The 18,189-nt window shown below is 55.8% G+C and carries 14 protein-coding genes and 3 pseudogenes; 10 read left to right on the plus strand and 7 right to left on the minus strand.

Going from position 1 to position 18,189, the window contains the following annotated elements; translation table 11 throughout:
* The first annotated feature begins 121 nt into the window (after positions 1-121).
* On the plus strand, positions 122-1,150 hold the full coding sequence (locus ACR0ER_RS19825) for a LacI family DNA-binding transcriptional regulator (RefSeq protein WP_480770407.1): 1,029 nt from the start codon (positions 122-124) through the stop codon (positions 1,148-1,150).
* A gap of 821 nt (positions 1,151-1,971) precedes the next feature.
* Here ACR0ER_RS19825 and cydB read toward each other — a convergent pair.
* The 3 genes and pseudogenes from cydB to ACR0ER_RS19840 form a co-directional block, all read right to left on the minus strand.
* The gene (gene cydB, locus ACR0ER_RS19830; RefSeq protein ID WP_480770408.1) at positions 1,972-2,973 is read right to left on the minus strand and encodes a cytochrome d ubiquinol oxidase subunit II; all 1,002 of its coding nucleotides are present in this window, start codon (positions 2,971-2,973) and stop codon (positions 1,972-1,974) included.
* Positions 2,973-4,354: pseudogene (locus ACR0ER_RS19835) on the minus strand (cytochrome ubiquinol oxidase subunit I). Before ACR0ER_RS19835 ends, cydB begins: the two are co-directional and overlap by 1 nt.
* A 422-nt stretch (positions 4,355-4,776) precedes the next feature.
* Entirely contained in the window at positions 4,777-4,905 is a 129-nt protein-coding gene (locus tag ACR0ER_RS19840) for a hypothetical protein (RefSeq protein ID WP_480770409.1), read from the minus strand.
* A 143-nt stretch (positions 4,906-5,048) separates the two neighbouring features.
* Between ACR0ER_RS19840 and ACR0ER_RS19845 the strand changes: the two are divergent.
* Positions 5,049-5,756, plus strand: a pseudogene (locus ACR0ER_RS19845) (IS6 family transposase).
* 404 nt (positions 5,757-6,160) lie between these two features.
* Here the strand turns inward: ACR0ER_RS19845 and ACR0ER_RS19850 are convergent.
* Positions 6,161-7,099, minus strand: a complete 939-nt coding sequence (locus tag ACR0ER_RS19850) for a LysR family transcriptional regulator (RefSeq protein ID WP_480770410.1) — start codon at positions 7,097-7,099, stop codon at positions 6,161-6,163.
* 84 nt (positions 7,100-7,183) lie between these two features.
* Here ACR0ER_RS19850 and ACR0ER_RS19855 point away from each other — a divergent pair, with 84 nt between their 5' ends.
* Entirely contained in the window at positions 7,184-8,083 is a 900-nt protein-coding gene (locus ACR0ER_RS19855) for an NmrA family NAD(P)-binding protein (protein ID WP_480770411.1), read from the plus strand.
* 269 nt (positions 8,084-8,352) lie between these two features.
* On the opposite strand, the gene ACR0ER_RS19860 is transcribed toward ACR0ER_RS19855, so the two are convergent.
* Complete coding sequence (locus ACR0ER_RS19860; protein ID WP_480770412.1) at positions 8,353-9,312, minus strand: LysR family transcriptional regulator; 960 nt, start codon at positions 9,310-9,312, stop codon at positions 8,353-8,355.
* A gap of 128 nt (positions 9,313-9,440) precedes the next feature.
* Between ACR0ER_RS19860 and ACR0ER_RS19865 the strand changes: the two genes are divergently transcribed.
* From ACR0ER_RS19865 to ACR0ER_RS19895, 7 genes are all read left to right on the plus strand, one after another.
* On the plus strand, positions 9,441-10,448 hold the full coding sequence (locus ACR0ER_RS19865; protein WP_170336470.1) for a TAXI family TRAP transporter solute-binding subunit: 1,008 nt from the start codon (positions 9,441-9,443) through the stop codon (positions 10,446-10,448).
* A gap of 80 nt (positions 10,449-10,528) precedes the next feature.
* Complete coding sequence (locus tag ACR0ER_RS19870) at positions 10,529-12,742, plus strand: TRAP transporter permease (RefSeq protein ID WP_480770413.1); 2,214 nt, start codon at positions 10,529-10,531, stop codon at positions 12,740-12,742.
* A 4-nt stretch (positions 12,743-12,746) separates the two neighbouring features.
* On the plus strand, positions 12,747-13,985 hold the full coding sequence (locus ACR0ER_RS19875) for an NAD(P)/FAD-dependent oxidoreductase (RefSeq protein WP_480770414.1): 1,239 nt from the start codon (positions 12,747-12,749) through the stop codon (positions 13,983-13,985).
* Positions 13,986-14,013: 28 nt separating this feature from the next.
* Positions 14,014-14,754 (plus strand): aspartate/glutamate racemase family protein, encoded by a 741-nt coding sequence (locus ACR0ER_RS19880; protein ID WP_480770415.1) that lies wholly within the window; start codon positions 14,014-14,016, stop codon positions 14,752-14,754.
* A 37-nt stretch (positions 14,755-14,791) separates the two neighbouring features.
* Positions 14,792-15,520 carry a TSUP family transporter gene (locus ACR0ER_RS19885; protein WP_480770416.1) on the plus strand — a complete coding sequence of 243 codons (729 nt, stop codon included), beginning with the start codon at positions 14,792-14,794 and terminating at the stop codon, positions 15,518-15,520.
* Positions 15,521-15,581: 61 nt separating this feature from the next.
* Positions 15,582-16,553: a D-cysteine desulfhydrase family protein gene (locus ACR0ER_RS19890; RefSeq protein WP_480770417.1), complete on the plus strand. Its 972-nt coding sequence runs from the start codon at positions 15,582-15,584 to the stop codon at positions 16,551-16,553.
* Between the two features lie 48 nt (positions 16,554-16,601).
* Complete coding sequence (locus tag ACR0ER_RS19895) at positions 16,602-16,946, plus strand: RidA family protein (protein ID WP_480770418.1); 345 nt, start codon at positions 16,602-16,604, stop codon at positions 16,944-16,946.
* 47 nt (positions 16,947-16,993) lie between these two features.
* On the opposite strand, the pseudogene ACR0ER_RS19900 reads toward ACR0ER_RS19895, so the two are convergent.
* Positions 16,994-17,606 (minus strand): annotated as a pseudogene (locus ACR0ER_RS19900) (IS5 family transposase); the annotation flags it as partial.
* Positions 17,607-17,824: 218 nt separating this feature from the next.
* Positions 17,825-18,031 (minus strand): hypothetical protein, encoded by a 207-nt coding sequence (locus ACR0ER_RS19905; protein ID WP_480770419.1) that lies wholly within the window; start codon positions 18,029-18,031, stop codon positions 17,825-17,827.
* Positions 18,032-18,189: the final 158 nt, after the last annotated feature.

The following is an 18,189-nucleotide window of genomic DNA, read 5'->3' on the forward strand; positions in this document are numbered from 1 at the left end:
CGATTTGTTATCCCGATCCTATTTGTAAGCGCTTACATTGTAAATGCAAGCGCTTACATCTTTGGATGGCAAGTGCTGCGTTTTGTGCTATGACGAGGGGCAAAGGAATGGCAGGCGTCACATGGGAAAAAGCCCCTCAGCTCCGACACTTAACGATGTTGCCAAGGCGGCGGGTGTTTCCACCGCCACGGTATCGCGCTGCTTAAATTCCCCGGACCGGGTGATTGCTTCGACCCGCCAGCGGGTGATGAAGGCAGTCGAATCGCTGGGTTACACGCCGAATTTTGCGGCCCGGGCGATGGCGGCCAAGCGCAGCTTCACCATAGGCGCCATAATTCCGACCATGGACAACGCCATATTTGCCCGCGGGCTGCAGGAGTTTCAGAACCAGCTTCGCGAGAATGGCTACACGCTCTTAGTATCCAGTTCAGCCTATGATCCCGAGGTAGAGCGCGAACAGATCCGCACGCTTGTCGCCCGCGGCGCCGACGGGCTGCTGCTGATAGGGCATGCGCGTGATGCGGAAATCTACGAGTATCTGGAGCGCCATAAGGTTCCGTCAGTGGTTGCTTGGTCTTATGACCCGGAGGCGAAGCGACCGTCTGTCGGTTTCAGCAACGCGGATGCCATGCGCGAACTGGCGCGCAGTGTGATTTCCGTCGGTCACCGGCGGATTGCCATGATCTCGGGCATCACACAGGGCAACGACCGGGCGCAAGGCCGGGTGGAGGGCGTTCAGCAGGCGATGGCCGAATTCGGGCTTGAGGCCAGCGCCTTGACACTGATCGAAACGGCTTACGAGATTGACAAGGGCGCTGAAGCCTTCCGGCGGTTGATGGCACTGGCACCACGCCCGACAGTGGTCATGTGCGGCAACGATGTTCTGGCCGCTGGTGCTCTGCACGAGGCGCGCAGACTGGATATTCAGGTGCCTGAGCAGGTTTCAGTAACGGGGTTCGATGACATCGAACTGGCAGAAATCGTCAGCCCCGCTCTGACCACCGTTCATGTTCCGCACCGTGAAATGGGACGCAAGGCAGCCTGCGAACTGACAGCAATGGTGGAAGGCAAATCGGAAGGGCGGTCGATCTGCATTAATATCAGAGTTGTTAACCGTCACTCTTTGGCAAAGCCGCCTTACCAGTCATAAGGAAATTGGTTGCTGTTGCTGCTGGTGCATCATGTAGCTTTGGAAGCTTTTTCCTCTCGAGTGTGAAAGGCTGCACGTTTCCAGTTCGAAAGGGTTGGCCCCGCGGATGCAGCAAACTGTCAATTTGTCCCGCTTCTAGGCTGCAGGGGCAGGTCCTGGTGAGTGGGTGGATTGGAAATCGCGCTTGAGCTTGGCTTTCAGCGTCCGCTATGGCGGCACCGGAAGGCATTTCATCAATAGGTTTTCCGCAACAGCTAGCAAATGCTGCGCAAGCAATAGCTGCAAGTGCAAACGGCAGGCTTGTCCGGAGGTCGTGTGGAAACTATCTTAGGTTAGACTATGGTTTGGTGTTGGGGCGCTTGGAGCATATTTGGCTGAATCTTCGACTAAGGGCCGAGGTGAAGGGCAGCAGAACGAAGGTCACAAGCCCTGCTGCAAGGAGCCCAGTTAGCAACTTTGGCAACATGCCAGACGAGCGGCTTGCGCCACGTTTCTTTTGCTTAGGTGGAGTGCGCAGAGCCGGATCGATCTGATCCGACTTCACGGACTTGATTTTGGAGTAGAAAGCATCTCAGCCCCCTTGAATTGTTAAATATGAGAAGAACCAGCAAGCCGCGTGTTATTGGGAATCTGGTAAGCTGGAACGGGGTTTCTTTCAGCGCTTGGACTAATGTTGGCGCGAGCTGGACATGCCGACGCGCGAGCATTGGTATCTTTGCCATTTCAGGTGATGAACAACCTGATTACGTTAGCGACAGTGGCAAGGCACAAGACGCCGCCGAACCAGATCGCGGCGAACCAGAAAACTTGCTTTAGCAGTTTCAATGGTAGCTCTCCTCTGGATCGATCTTCCCGCGGAAAACCCAGTACGTGTAGGCGGTGTAAGCCAGGATCACAGGCAGCAGAATCACGGCTCCGACCAGAGCGAAAGCCAAACTGCTGTCCGGCGCTGCGGCTTCAGCAATCGTGACGCTTGGGGGTAGCATATAGGGATAGAAGCTGATCCCAATGCCGGTGAAGCATACGACGAACAAGGCAATGGCGCAGAAGAAGGGTTGATAGTCTCGCTGTTCCCTCAATCCGCGATCAAGCATCCATGCAATGACAGCAACGATTGCCGGCACTAGTACAGAGAAAACAACACCGGGCCACGAAAACCATCTGAGCAGATAGATCGGGTCTTCGAATGGGGTCATAAGACTGACCAGACCGATCAACGCAAGCGTCATCAGCATCAGCAGGCGGGCATAAGAACGCATCTGGCGCTGTATCTCGCCCGTGGTTTTCACATTGAGCCAGGTTGCTCCCAGCAAGGCATACCCGATCACCAAGGCCACGCCCGTCATGACAGAGAAGGGCGTCAACCAATCCCATTGTCCGCCTGCGTAGAGCCGATCCTCGACCGGGATACCCTGGACCAGCGCGCCAAGCGTGATGCCTTGGCAGAGGGCGGCTACGGTTGATCCACCATGAAACGCAACATCCCACAGCCAGCGCCCGCGCACCGTTCGCCACCGGTATTCGAAGGCGACACCGCGGAAGACAAGCGCAAGAAGCATGATGATGACGGGAATATAGATCGCAGGCATCACCACAGAATAGGCCAGAGGGAAAACGGCGAACAAACCTCCGCCCCCCATGACCAGCCAGGTCTCGTTCCCGTCCCATACAGGCGTGACCGAGTTCATCATGACATCGCGATCTTTGTCGGTTTTCGCGAATGGAAAGAGGACTCCAATTCCAAGATCGAAACCGTCCAGGATCACATAAGTCAGAACGGCAAAGGCAATGATACCTGCCCAGACTGTCGAAAGTTCAAGCATTACGCTGCCTCCGCCAAAATAGAGATTTCAATGGGTTTGTGACTTTTCTGGAAACCTTCGACAGGTGGTTTCCCCATGAGGCGTAGCATGTAGAACGTGCCCGCTCCAAACACGGCGAAATACACTATGATGAAGGCTGTCAGAGACGCTGCAACTGTAGGTGCATCCACTTGTGAGAGTGAGTCCGATGTTCGCATCAGCCCATACACCGTGTACGGTTGGCGCCCCACTTCGGTGGTGATCCAACCGGCCAGTACCGCCACAAACCCGCTGGGCGCCAACAGAACGGAAGCCCGGTGCAGCCAGCGATCTTCGTTGAGGTGACCCCGAACCCGCTGTACAAGCGACCATAAGCCGACGCCCAGCTGGCAAAGCCGATGGCGAGCATGATGCGAAAGCTGTAGAACACGATCGCGATCGGGGGTTCTTCGTCGTCTGGGATAGTGTCCAGCCCGTCAAGCGGCGCGTTCAGGTCATGTTTCAGGATCAGGGATGAAAGTTTCGGGATTTCGATGGCAAAGTCCACGCGCTTTTCATCCTCGTTTGGAAGGCCAAACAGGATCAGCGGTGCACCTTCGGGATGGCTGTCAAAGTGACCTTCCATCGCCATCACTTTCTGTGGCTGATGCTCCAGCGTGTTCAAACCATGAAGGTCGCCGGCAACGATCTGGAGAGGGGTGACCAAAACGGCCATCCACATTGCCATCGAGAACATTCGGGTGACCTCAGTCGTGCGATTGCGGTGTAGCAAGTGCCAGGCCGCAACCCCGGCCACCACGAAAGCAGTGGTGAGGTAAGCGGCAAGAACCATGTGTATCAGGCGGTAGGGGAAGGACGGGTTGAAGATGATCGCCCGCCAGTTAACGGGAATGAATTGCCCCAGCTCGTTGATATCGAACCCAGCCGGGGTTTGCATCCAAGAATTGACCGACAAAATCCACGTAGCCGATATCAGAGTGCCAAGAGCGACCATCGCAGTTGCCATCATGTGCAAACTTGAGCCGACGCGTTCGCGACCGAATAGCATAATCCCGAGGAAGCCTGCCTCGAGGAAGAAAGCTGTCATGACTTCGTAAGCCATCAAGGGCCCGATTACAGGGCCTGCGGTATCCGAGAATGTGCTCCAGTTCGTGCCGAATTGGTATGACATCACGATGCCGGACACGACACCCATTGCAAAACCAACTGCAAAAATCTTTTTCCAGTAGTCGAACAGGTTTAGGTAAGTCCTGTCCTTGCGCCATAGCCAGAGGCCATTGAGAACGGCCAAGAAGCTTGCCAAGCCGATTGAGAAGGCTGGGAAGATGATGTGAAACGACACAGTAAAGGCAAACTGAATGCGTGCCAGGGTCTCTGCGTCGAAGTTTGCAAGTAGGTTCATTGCCGTTTCCTTTGGCGTTGGATTGCAAAGCGCGGCATTCACCAGAGTTGCGTCTGTTGCCGGCCCGTCGATGTCATTCGGATGAGCCAGATTTGGGGGCGGTGCCTGTTTCAGTCGTTTGTGTTCTGGACGGTTGTTTTTGGGTTTTGGACAAAACCCGGGTCGCGTTGGATGGGATTGAGGCTGAAATTTGAACCCGCGCCTTCAGGAAACGCGTTATGTTCAGGGCTCAAAACAAAGTTGCCGCCCGGCTCGCTTGTGAGCTGGATGGCGACCTATCAGAAACTGTGCGAGTTCTGTGCGGGGGTGGTCAGTCAAGTTGCGTCTGGATGCTAACGGTGCATATTCAGGTAACCTTATTCTAACCAGCCAGGTTTGTTGGGCTTCGCTTCCTCCTTTTATGTTAAGCTGGCGGTCGAGTTTCAGTCTTTCCAATTCCTGCAGTCTTCTTTGAAGTCGTCACGGCGCTCTTGCGCTTCGTCCTGCGCGTCTTCGAAACTATCCTTCTGGATCGCACCGCCCACGGCGCCAACTGCAGCGGCGGCGGCCACGTCACCAACGAGGCTTTCGCCAGCAATGCCCGCGACCGTTGCACCGACAACTGCGCCTTTGATGGCTTTGTCTGTGACGTAGTCAGGGTGTTGTCAGAAGAACTTGGGTTGAGCGGGGCAGGGTGGTTGCGTAGCTTTTGCCCATGACCAGGTCTGCCTCTTTCAAATACTTCAAAACCAGTCCCGAGATCATCCGCCTTGCGGTGATGCTGTAGATCCGATTCCCTCTCTCGCTTCGGAATGTTGAAGATCTGCTGCATGAGCGAGGCATCGACGTGAGCCACGAAACTGTCCGATATTGGTGGAACAGGTTTGGCCCGATGTTTGCTGCTGAGATAAGACGGAAGCGTGTTCAGCAGCTGCGCGCGTTCTCCAAATGGCAGTGGCACGTGGACGAGGTTTTCGTGAAGGAGAATGGCAAGAGGCACTACCTCTAGCGGGCTGTAGATCATGAGGGCGACGTGCTGGAAGCCGTTGTCACCAAGAGCCGAAACAAGCAGGCCGCATTGAAATTCCTCAGGAAATTGATGAAGCGGCACGGCAAAGCTGAAGAAGTATTCACCGATCGCTTCGCTTCTTACAGGGCGGCGCTCAGAGATTTGGGTGCACTCGAAAAACAAAGAACGGGCGGGTGGCTCAATAACCGCGTCGAGAATTCGCATCTTCCATTTCGACGACGCGAACGCGCCATGCTGCGTTTCATGCGTATGCGAAGTTTGCGGAAATTCGCCTCAGTCCACTCCTCTGTCTGCAATCACTTCAACTAGGAAAGATCGCTCGCCAGCCGAGACACCTTCAAGGTGGCACGCACCGCCTCTCTTTCCGAGTGGCATGGTCTTTGTGCCGAATAAAGGACAGCTCTATTGGTCTAGCTGAGATTGGTTCGAATGTGTCTAACAGCACCGATCAGGTAACGTCCTAGATCTTATTGTTGTTTGAAATCACATTCGAATGCGGACTCTGACCGAACGCCTAGGCTACTGCACGATCATACACGAAAGGCGACTTTCGGCATGCTGCACTGCGTCATGCTAACGCTCTGCCAATGTCCGCATTGGGCCGTCGTTGTTTGCGAAGGATCAGCTCGGCATATGGATGCTGGAACGCAGCCGATGGCAGGAGTGAGCCCAAATTGACCAATACTGCGGTCTGCACGAGCGGGCTACGCACCGACGTCAGGAACATCCGAGTAAACTGTCGGATGTCCGGATAGAAGGTGACCAGCCTAATCAAGATTGAACTTGGCGATGTCAAATCAACGCGTCGTTAGCTTAGCGCCGCATGTTTCCGCTATGTGTTTGCGCCAGCCTTTAACGAAGTCCCGGGCGATGCTGAGTTTCGCGTTGCTCGCCGAGTGGATCGCGAAGAAGCCCCTCTGGCCTGCATCCCAGCCCGGCAGAATATTCAGCAGATCGCCCTGCTCCAACGCCTGTAAAACAGCGAAATCGGGAAACACCGCAAACCCAATGCCCTTGTCCAATAGTTCCCGAATAAGTTGTCCGCTGTTAACGGCGATGCTTTTGGCTGGGGTAATCCGCTCACTCCTACCGTCCAACCGGGGGTACAGTAGCAAATCAGAGGTCAACGTTGGAGGCCGAAGCCAGCAAAGATTCTTCAGATCCATCGGAGCCGACATCTGTCGAAAGAACCTTGGTGATGCGCAGAGAATACCGGTGGTCTGGAACATGAGCTGCGCCCCCTTGGCTGGGGTATCCAGATCCGAAATCCGCAGTAGCAGATCGTAATGCTCTTCAATCGGGTCCCGTAGTTCATCGGACAGATCTATCTCCAGTTCGACACCGGGACATTGTTTGCGATACAGACCAATGTATCCGGCGAACGTGGAACCAATGTATCCGGCGAACGTGGAAGAAGCGATGGCCGTGGGAGCGGAAATGCGCAGCCGTCCGACCGGGTTGTTGCTGTTACCTTGCGCCTCCTGTGTTGCTCCTTCTATCCGCTCAAGAGCGCCCACAAGTTCCTGAAAATAAACCTTCCCTGCGTGGGTCAAGGTCAATTTCCTGATCGAGCGATAGAGCAACTGCGTGCCAAGTTGCGCCTCTAACGTGCTAACCGCCTGGCTCACCACTGAGGGAGACAGATGTAGGACACGCGCGGCTCCCCGAAAGGAACCCTCATTCACGACAGCCACAAAGATAGCGGCAGGTTTCAGTAGATCGATATTATTCAACATTTCCGAACAATCAGTTTTTCTGATCGTATCTTATTCCTAATAACCGGGCGTCGTAAGTCCTTCACAACAACAAACGAGGAAATCATGGCACAGAAACTGCTGATCACTGGCGCCAACGGCAAGATGGGCCGCATCGTAACTGACATCCTGGTCACCAAGCTTGAGCACAAGCCGGAGGACATCGTGTTGACGACGCGCGATGTATCAGCTCTGCAAGAGGCTCGGGACATGGGCTTTGATGTCCGCGAAGCAGATTTCGCGCGGCCCGAGACGCTGGACGCAGCCTTTGCTGGAATTGACCGCCTTTTGCTGATCAGTATTGACGTTATCGGGCAGCGTGTCGAATTGCACACCAATGCGGTCCGGGCGGCTGAACGAGCGGGCGTCAAGCATATTACCTACACCTCCATGCCGTCACCCGATACCTCACCCATTGTCTTTGCACATGAGCACCAGGGCACCGAACAGGCCATCGCCGACAGCCAGATCCCGGCCTGGACCGTCTTGCGGAACAACTGGTATTTTGAAAGCTTCATAGAGTTCTTCTCCTCCATTCTGACAACCGGCACTTGGCTGACCTCTTCTGGCAACGGTAAAATTGCACAGATTGCGCGTGCAGACCTCGCTCTGGCTGCAGCAGTTTCCGTCTCGAACGGGGGTGAAGGGCAGTCAGTTCTGACGCTAAACGGACCACAGGCGTTGACAGCTGAGGATATGGCGCGGGTGATCTTTGCGGAGATCGGCACAAAGATCTCAGTGATCCATCACGACGATGACGACCTGAAAGCAAAACTTGAGAGCTTCGGCGTCCCGCTGGAGGCTGTGAGTATAGCGGTATCGTTTGAGCAACACAACCGCGAGGGGCTCTCGAGTGGCAACAGTGCAGATTTCGAAGCTCTCATAGGAGAGCGCCCGCAGTCCTTTGCCGACTGGTTGAAGGCAAACAGAGATGTACTGATATCGGTTGCCTCTGCTGCGCAGTGACGGTCAGTCGCAAGCGGATAAGGGGCAGTCATCCTGTCCTTATAGAGACTGGTTCGAATTTGTCTGACAGCACCTCTCCGAGGTCCGGAAAGGAGCCAGTGCCTATTTAATGCTGAACAATGACGAACTGGAACGATGCGCAGGAAGCGGACGTTGCAAAGCTTGGCGGTCGGCCCATTGTGGGCATTCGTTGAGCTACTGTAATAGATCCAAACCAGAAATTCCGTCTCGACAGTATCGTTTTGTAACGTCCAATTTATCTAGATCTGTTAGCTATTCGCTTCATTTATCCCCACTGCACTGGGTGTGGCTTTCACCTCTTCCAACATCGAAAAAACTTCGGCTTTCCAACCCGCTTTGATCTTCAAAGCCAATTGAGACGGTGGTCGGTGGTCGGGCTCAAGGATTGCATATTCGTATCTGAGCGGTTTTTCGAACGGTAAGAACACAACCTTTCCGTTAGACAGGTTCAGTTCTTGTTCAGTGGCAACGGTCAATGGGTCCACGATCGAATAACACTGTCCTGAACTCACAAAGGGTATCAAGGGCAGAAAGTACTGACAGGTCACCGTTGGATTGTAATTAGCGAATACATCCTGAAACTCTTGCCGAATTTTGCGCTGAAACGGGTGCGTGGCATGCAACCCTCCCATTGGGACCCCATCGAGATCGGAAATGGATACGGTCCTGCGCGAAGCAAGCGGGCTGGCACGATCAACGGCGCAAAAACAGTCTGCTCGTATCAGTTCTGTTGAATACTGAGGCTCTTTCCCGGTCGAATGCTCGAAATCTGCGAAGCCGAAATCAATATTCTGCGTGCCCGCAAGCTCCATAATCTGAGGCGAACTGCGCGTAGATAATGTGATACGTATCTCAGGGTTCTCGCCGACCGATTGGCTGATGAAACGGGGGAAAAGAAAAGCGGACGGGCCTGGCATTGTCGCGATATTCAAGCTGCCGGAATGCCCCTTGATCAACCCTTCCATTGTGCTGGAAATTGTCGCAAGGCGGTCCAGAATACCTGTGGTTTCGGCCAAAAGGTAGTGCGCTTCGGGGACAGGGACCAATCGCCGCCCTTTACGCTCGAACAGTGTCAGGCCAAGGGTCTTTTCAAGGTTCTTCAAGGCCAGACTGATCGCAGGCTGGGTACGGTTCAGTTTCTTGGCGGTTTGAGAGATGGAGCCGGTCTCCATCACCTCACGAAAAACGGTCAGCTGTGTAAGGTTCATGGTCAATATATAAGCTAAACCTTAGTTTTGTGAAATATAACAAATTTGTATTTATGAGAATTGCCACTACGCTTGCAGGATCGAAATTCGGCCAAACCGAATCCGACGATCCAACAAGGGAGATGATGATGAAATTTGTGAAATGTTTGACCGGACTGGCCCTGGCAGGCGCGCTTGCCGCCCCGGCGCTGGCGCAAGACCCAACCTTTTTCCGCATCGGCACAGGTGGCGCAGGCGGAACCTACTTCCCCATCGGCGGCACCATCGCAAACGGTATCTCCGCCCCTCCGGGCTCGCGCCCGTGCGAAGAGGGCGGCCAGTGTGGCGTACCCGGCCTGATTGCGATTGCACAATCCACCACCGCATCCGTTTTCAACAACGCCGCCGTTCAGAACGGTGAGCTTGAGGCCGGTCTGGCCGCGGCCGACGTAACGCGCTCGATGTATCTGGGAGAAGGCAAATTTGAGGGCAAACCCCACCCCAATCTGCGCATCGTGGCCAACCTGTTCCCCGAAGACCTGCATCTGGTTCTACCCGCAGGTCAAACGATCAACGATCTGAGCGATCTGGAAGGCAAGCGCGTGGGTATCGCGCAAGCTGGTTCCGGTACACAAGTTGCCGTGCTGCAGATGCTGGATGCCTGGGGCGTAAACCGGGACAATATGGATGAGGCCGAGCTGAACAACAGCCAAAGCGCCGAGCGTCTGGCTGACGGTCAGTTGGATGCCTATTTCTATGCCGCAGGCTGGCCCGTTGCCGCGATGGTGCAGCTGTCGTCAACCAAGGGCATGAACCTGCATTCCTTCACCGACGAAGACATGGCAAAGATCAACGAGATCATCCCGGCCTATATTCCCTCGACCATCCCAGGGGGCGTTTATGAAGGCATTGACGGTGAGACTAAGACCCCTGCGGTCAGCGCGATGCTGGTGGTGTCCTCGGAACTGTCCGACGAACTAGTATATGGCCTGACCAAAGCCCTGTGGAACGACAATACCCGCAAGTTGCTGGACAATGGTCACGCCAAGGGCAAGCAGATTACACCTGACACGGCGCTGGATGGTGTCGAGGCGCTGGGTGTGCCGCTGCATCCGGGCGCCGAGAAGTTCTATAAAGAAGCCGGTCTGCTTCAGTAAACGTAGCTTACTGACACTTGTCGTCGGTGCCCCTGCGCGGGGCACCGCACTCTGGAATTATGCGAAATCGGGGGGCCATCATGTCCGAGACCCAGAAACTTGATGACCACGAACTGACGGCCGAAGAGCTGGCCGCCATCGAAGAACAGTTCGATGAGGGCGCCGCCGTCCGGCAGGTCACGCCCACCGCAGGCAAGGTGCTGCGCGTCGTTGCCCTGATCCTTGCGTTCTACGAATTCTTTACGGCCGGTTTTGGTTTACCTGCAGACCATTGGCATATGGGCATCTATCTGGCCCTGCTGTTCATTCTGGTCTACGCGACAATTCCGATTATCGGATCCCAAAACCTCTATGCGCTCAAGGTCAGCCGGTTCCGTATCGGCAACATCCCTCTGTACGACTTGGTCTTTATGGCGCTGGGGATCATCGCGGCGCTGTATGTTGGGGTCGCCTGGCGCGGAATTCCGTTTCTGGGGATCGAGGAACAGACGTTCCGAATGGGCAACCCGAATAACTATGATGTTTTGCTTGGCGTGGTCATCATCCTACTGGTACTGGACATCGCGCGCCGCACGCTGGGTTGGGTGCTGCCACTGATCATCTGTGTGTTTATCTCATACGCGCTGCTTGGACCGTACTTTCCCGGCCTGCTGCAACATCCCGGTGTGAACTTCAAAACCTTCGTGTCGTCGATGTATTTTCCGCAGGAAGGCATCTATGGCGTCACCCTCTGGGTCGTCTCGACCATCGTGTTCCATTTCGTCCTGTTCGGTGTAATCGCGCAGCGCACAGGGTTGGGACAACTCTTCATCGACAACGCAACGATTTTGGCGGGCCGTTATACCGGCGGTCCGGCAAAAGTGTCGGTGGTATCCTCGGCATTCTTCGGCACGATCTCGGGCTCTTCGGTGGCCAACACCGTTTCGACCGGCGCGCTGACCATTCCCAACATGAAGCGTCTAGGATACCCCGGCCATTTTGCTGGCGGTGTCGAGGCCGCATCCTCGGCAGGAGGACAGATCACCCCGCCGATCATGGGCGCCGCGGCCTTCATCATGGCCGAGTTCCTTGAAGTGCCCTATACGACCATCGTGATCGCGGCAATCTTCCCTGCGATCCTGCATTATGTCGGTGTCTTTGCAGTGGTGCACCTGATGGCGCGCAAGCTGAACCTGAAAGGGCTGGCCAAAGAGCAGTTGCCGCAACTCAAGGCCGTCTGGGCTGAAGGTTGGGCCAATATTGTGCCTCTTATCGGTCTGCTGGTGGTCTTGTTCACCGGCTACACCCCGTTCATGTCAGCCTTCTGTGGCATCTCTCTTGCCGTTATCGCGGGCATGTCGCGCCTGAAACAACCTCCGACACTGATCTACGCAGTGGCGTTCCTGGCCTTTGTGTTGTGGAAATTCTCGGATGGCGGGTTCGATCTGACGATGACGGCGATCCTGTGTGGATTGTCGGTGATTGCTACGCTGAACCCGCAAAAACGGATCGAAGTGCCGGAGATGCTGCAAGCAGTTGAACTGGGCGTGAAATACTCATTGGCAGTAGGTGCCGCTGCGGCTGCGGTCGGCATCGTGGTCGGTGTGATCAACACAACCGGGATCGGGTTCCGCATCGGATTCATGGTGACACAGGGCGCGGGCAATTTGGCGGCGGATCTGTACAACATGATCTCGTTCGGCAGCTTCCAACTATTTGCGATGGAAGACCTACAACTGTTTATCTCGCTGGTCTTCATCGCCATCGTCTGCATCCTGATGGGCGCAGGCATCCCGACTACAGCGCTTTACATCATGCTGGTTTCCGTGGCGCAGCCCGCTCTGGCGCAGTTGGGTGTTCCGCCTATCGCGAGCCACTTGTTCGTGCTTTATTATGGCGTGGTATCTGAGATCACACCGCCGGTCTGCACGTCCGCCTATGCGGCGGCGGCCATTGCGAACTCAAACCCATTCCGAACCGGTTTGTCCGCCTTTACACTAGGGCTGGGTAAAGTCATCGCGCCGATGGCATTCGTCTACGCTCCGGTTCTGCTGTTTGTGTCCTCAACTGGGTTCAATCTATGGGAGTTCACTTATACCGCGACCAGTTGCATCGCTGGTGTCATTGCCCTGTCCGCAGCCGTGGTTGGTTACTGGTTGAAACCACTGAACCTCGCGTCGCGTGTTCTGATGGCAATCGCAGGGGTGATCTTTGTTGCACCGAGCCTGACAGCTGACTTAATCGCTCTGGCCGTGGCCTCACCGGTCATCGTCACCCAGTTGATCGCGCGCAATCGCAGCCAGTCGCCGGCCTGATACGATGACAGAGCAAGTCACGATCATCGGCGCAGGGATCGTCGGCATCTGTTGCGCACTGTCTCTACAAGAGCGGGGAATACCAGTCCGCCTTGTAGACCGGGGCGACCCGGGGCAAGAAACCTCGTTCGGAAATGCGGGCGTGGTGTCACCCTGGTCGATCATTCCGCAGGCCGTTCCAGGCATTTGGAAGAAACTCCCCCAAATGCTGTTGGACCCGAAAAGCGCACTTTCGGTCCGGGCTTCCTTCTGGCCGAAGATGATCCCGTGGGGATTGCGCTTTCTGGGTAAGTCCGGCGAAAAGACTGTGCGCGAAGTCTCGGATGCGATGGAAATTTTGTGCCATCCGTCCATCGACCTATACCGTAGGCACCTGGAAGGCACTGGGCACGAAAACCTGATCGCCGACAGCTACTATATCCACGCCTTCCGTAACCCGGAAGAGGCCAACCTAGACGGGCTAGGTTATTTGATCCGTCGGGAAAAAGGCGGCGAGTTGGAGCGTGTCGACGGTGCGGAGCTACGGCGACTGGAACCCGCGCTGTCGGAGGAATTCAAGGCCGCGATTGTGATCAAAGGCCAGGCGCGAGCAACCTCTCCGGGACGATTGGGCGCTGTTCTTGCCGAAAAAGCGCGTGCGCAAGGGGCCGATTTCGTGCGAACCGAAGTCACTAAGCTGATCCATGTCAAAGGAGGTGATTGGCAGCTTGCCACATCGCAAGAAACGTTGCACTCGCGCTATGTCGTCCTTGCGGCCGGAGTGTGGTCTGCCGACCTGCTGAAACCCCTCGGACTACCCGTACCGCTAGTGGCCGAGCGGGGCTACCATGTCGAATTCCCAAGCCCTTCAGCAGCGCTGAACAATTCGGTCATGGATGTGGATGCAAAGATCGTCGCAAGTTCGATGCTGGGCGGCCTGCGGGTTGCCGGCACGGCTGAATTTGGCAGTGTTGATGCTCCAGCCGATCCGCGAAAGGAAAAGATATTGACCGATCAGGCCAAGTCTTTGGTGCCGGACCTTAATACAGGCGAAGCACAGTTCTGGATGGGACGGCGTCCCTCTTTTCCCGACAGCCTGCCCGCGATTGGACCGCTCAATGGCAAGGAAGGGCTCTACGCCGCGTTCGGGCATTCTCACTACGGATTGATGATGGCTCCTAAGACCGGAGAGCTTGTGGCGGATCTCGTGTCGGAACGCAGCCCAAATATCAATCTGGACCCATTCTCGCTGGCCCGATTCTAAATCTCCAATTCGAAAGGACCTAAGCACCATGCCAATTTACGAGGGCGGCCAAAACATCTGCGGGGCTTCGATCGGGGTTTTGTGCCTTGAAAGCTATTTCCCCAAACCGCCCGGACATATCAAGAATCCATCCAGCCTGCCATTTCCGGTGCTCTATGAAATGATCGACGGCATCACCGTCCCAACTCTGCTAAACAACCCAACACCCGAGTTGCTCGCTCCGTTTATTGAGGGCGCACAACGGCTTGAGGCCGAGGGCGTTCGAGCCATCACGGGAAGCTGTGGTTTTCTGGCCTTGTTTCAAAAGGAATTGGCAGCAGCAGTTTCTGTGCCTGTCTTTGCTTCAAGTCTGATCCAGGTACCTCTGGCATTTCACATGACCGGCGCGAATGCCCCGGTGGGCGTGCTGACCGCAGATGCGTCAGCCCTGACGCCAAAGCATTTCGAAGGCGTCGGCGCGGCTGGTATTCCCGTCGCGGTGCAAGGGTTGGAGGACACTAGCGAATTCGCCGAGGTGATCTTGCGAAACACACGGACCCGCATGGACACCGACCTGATTGAAGCTGAAGTCCTTAAAGCGGCGCGGCGACTGAAACACCGGGTACCAGAAGTTCGGTCTCTGGTTCTGGAGTGTACGGATTTGCCGCCGTATGCTGTGCGCCTTCAGGACGAGCTGCAACTTCCTGTCTTCGATTTGACGACACTGGCGCAGATGGCGCATACCGTTGCGACGCGCAAAACCTATGCCGGCATTATGCCTTGGGCGTAAAGGAACAGCAGTATTGCACGGGACTTGGGGGATTTGAGTGTCCGCTGACCTAACCATCCTGATGGCCGCCATAAGGCTTGGCGCAATGCTGCAAGTCGGCGTTGGTATCGGGTTTAGCATTATTGCCGGCCCGCCAATGATGATACTGCTTGGTACGTCGACAGCAGTTCCCGTACTGCTGCTATTGAACACCGTCGTTTCAGCGGTCGCGACAGATCGACATGTGCTCAAGACCGACCGCAAGACAATTCGTACGGCAATCATCGGTTGCCTCGCCGGAGTGCTAGCAGGTCTCTTCGTTTACCCATGGCTGAGCGAGGCGTTTGTCCTAACCCTGACGGCCAGCCTGTTGCTGATCGGGCTTGTGACGACCTTGCTACCGTCGCGCACTTCCATTGGAACAGCAGGGTTTTCGACCGTTTCCGGCTTGTCCGGGCTGGCGACTGTTTGGGCCGCGACACCAGGCCCGTTAATGGTTTTCGGATTGATTGCGAAAGGCCGCCCAGCCAAAGAGGTTGCCAAGCTGGTTCAACCCATTGCGCTGGTGGCGTACGGCATCGCATTCCTCTTGCACAGCCTGTCCGAGACGCAAGCCTTTGCCTATGGCCCGCAGTTATGGAGCTTTGTCGCGCTCACACTGGTCGGCAGTCTTTTGGGTCGTGCAGTTGGGCCCCACTTACCGCAGACCTTGGTCATAACAGCTATACGCGTGGTTTCACTGATAGCCTGCGGCGTTCTTTTTCATCGCGCATTTACGATTGCGTAATCTCGAAGGGCAGACGATGTCACAAGAAAGCAAACTGGATAATTTTCCAAGAGCCCAACTCATGTCAGGTCCAACCCCACTGGAGCGGCTGGAGAGATTGTCATCGGAATTGGGCATCGACCTCTGGCTGAAACGCGATGACCTGACCGGGCTTGGGTTTGGTGGCAATAAAACGCGGCAGCTTGAGTTCTACTTTGGCGATGCCCTTCGACAAGGTGCTGACACCATTCTGATCACCGGTGCAGTTCAGTCGAACTTTGTCCGATCCGCGGCGGCCGCGGCGGCTAAACTGGGCATGCAATCCGTGCTGCAACTGGAGGAGCGCGTGCCAGAAATGGGCGAGGAATACTACAGCTCCGGAAATGTGCTGCTGGCAAAGATTTTGGGCGCCGAACATATGAGCTATCCGGAGGGTGAAGACGAAGCCGGAGCAGATGCTGCGCTGCACGCGCGCGCCACCGAGCTGAAAGCGGAGGGGCGTAGACCTTATGTGATTCATCTGGGATTGAACCATCCACCCTTGGGGGCCTTGGGCTATGTCGTCGCCGGGCAGGAGTTGTGTCAGCAGATGCCGGATTTCGACGCGGTCGTCGTTCCCTCAGGCAGCGGTGCAACGCATGGAGGCTTGTTGATCGGGCTAGCGCTGGCAGAGAATACCTCTTCTGTGTTCGGCGTCTGCGTGCGCCGGGATTGCGACAAGCAAAAGGCCCGAATGTATACTGTCCTGCAGAAACTAGCGGACTTGCTGAACATCGACGCAGTACCTTTGCAGGACAGGATCAATGTTCTGGATGATGCTCTCTCCCCCGGTTACGGCAAGCTAAGTGGAATGACACGAGCGGCATTGGAAAAGATGGCGCGCACCGAAGGAATTTTCCTTGACCCCGTCTATACCGCGAAAACCTTCGCAGGGTTGTTGCACTTGGTGCGTACAGGAGGCATTCAACCCGGGCAGAAAGTTGTCATGCTGCATACGGGCGGGTTGCCTGCACTCTTTGGATACCAAAACGAGTTGGTAAGCGACCTATCCTAAACCCACCGATAACCACCCCAAACTTCCCCTACTGGAAAGACACAAAACATGACCATCACCCGGATCGAAACCGGCCAACGTATGAGCCGTATCTTCAAGTACAACGGCGTTGCCTACCTATGCGGCCAAACCTCCGACGCACCTACAGTAGCCGAACAAACACGCGATATCTTGGCAAAGGTTGAAGACCTGTTGGCCAAAGCCGGGAGCGACAAGACTCGCATCCTGAAATGCGAAATCTGGCTGGCCGACATGACGGACTTTGCCGAGATGAACGCTGTTTGGGACGCCTGGGTGCCCGAAGGTCACGCTCCAGCCCGCGCCTGCGGAGAGTCCAAGCTCGCGCGTAGTGTTTTGAAAGTGGAAATGATTGTAACGGCAGCCTGTGACTGAGCCGCTATCGGGGGGGGGCTGCATAAGACTAGGCTCAGGCCTCATAGTCAATAGATGAGCAAAGCGGCGAGAGCGATTGCTGAGAGGAAAACTTTGGGGCATCTGTCGTACCGCGTCGCCACACGGCGCCAGTCCTTCAATCTGCCAAACATGATCTCGATCCGGTTGCGGCGTTTGTAGCGGCGCTTATCGTATCTCACCTTCGTCTTGCGCTGTTTGCGGCCTGGGATGCACGCGCGTATCCCTTTGTCTTTCAACGCTTCTCTGAACCTGTCGGCGTCATTTCCGTGATCTCCGAGTAACCAGTCGATTTCCGGCAAGCTGCTCAGTAACGCTCGCGCACCGATGCAGTCGCTGACCTAACCGGCGGTGACGAAAAGGTTCAACGGGCAACCTTGGCTATCACAGATCGCGTGCCGTTTGGCTTTCATGCCACCCTTGGTTCAGCCAGTCAGGCGTCCACGCCCCCCTTTTATGCCCAGGCCGGGCGCCGTGCGATGGGCCTTCAGGTAAGTGGCGTCGATCATGACTGTTTTCTCCTCACCGTGATCGGCAGCAAGGTCAGCCATCATCCGAGCGAAGATGCCCTGTTCGTGGCGGCACTCGAACCAGTGGCGTTGCCGCTCACCTCCACCGCTTCCAACGATTGTAGAGGGTTCTCTGATTGCGGCCTTGTCAAGCGTGGGAGGGTGATGTCCATCTGGGGTCATGGTTCTCTCCGAGGTCGCATTGAGCGCCTCATGATGGTTTTTGGTGGCGGATCGTCTCAAATGTCTTGTGCAGGGTGTGGCACCTGGCCGTCCCATACTCTACAGCGAGATCAATCAACCTCCGTCCCGTCGGGACTGCGCTCCACGCTTCAGACGCGGGAACTCAGATCAGGCGATGGCCTCCTTTGTCCATTGAAAGTCGGTTTCATTTTTCCAGAGCGTCAGCATAAGCACGGCGACTTTGCGGGCCGTCGCGACCGCCGCCTTGCGAAAGCCGCGCCGCCCGGCCAATCGCACGGCCCAGCTTTTCAGCCGCGAGAAACGTTTCACCTGGTGGATCACGCATGACACCGCCTCGAACAGCAGTCCGCGCATCGCACCGTCACCGCATTTCGAGACCCGCCCCGACCAATCCACCTCGCCAGACTGATATCACTTTGAGGTCAGCCCAAGAAAAGCACCCACATCCGACGCCCGGCTGAACCGACTGGGATCATCAACCGGGGCTATGAAGCTGAGCGCATTGACCGGAC

The sequence above is a fragment of the Ruegeria sp. CH8 genome (genome assembly GCF_056536985.1).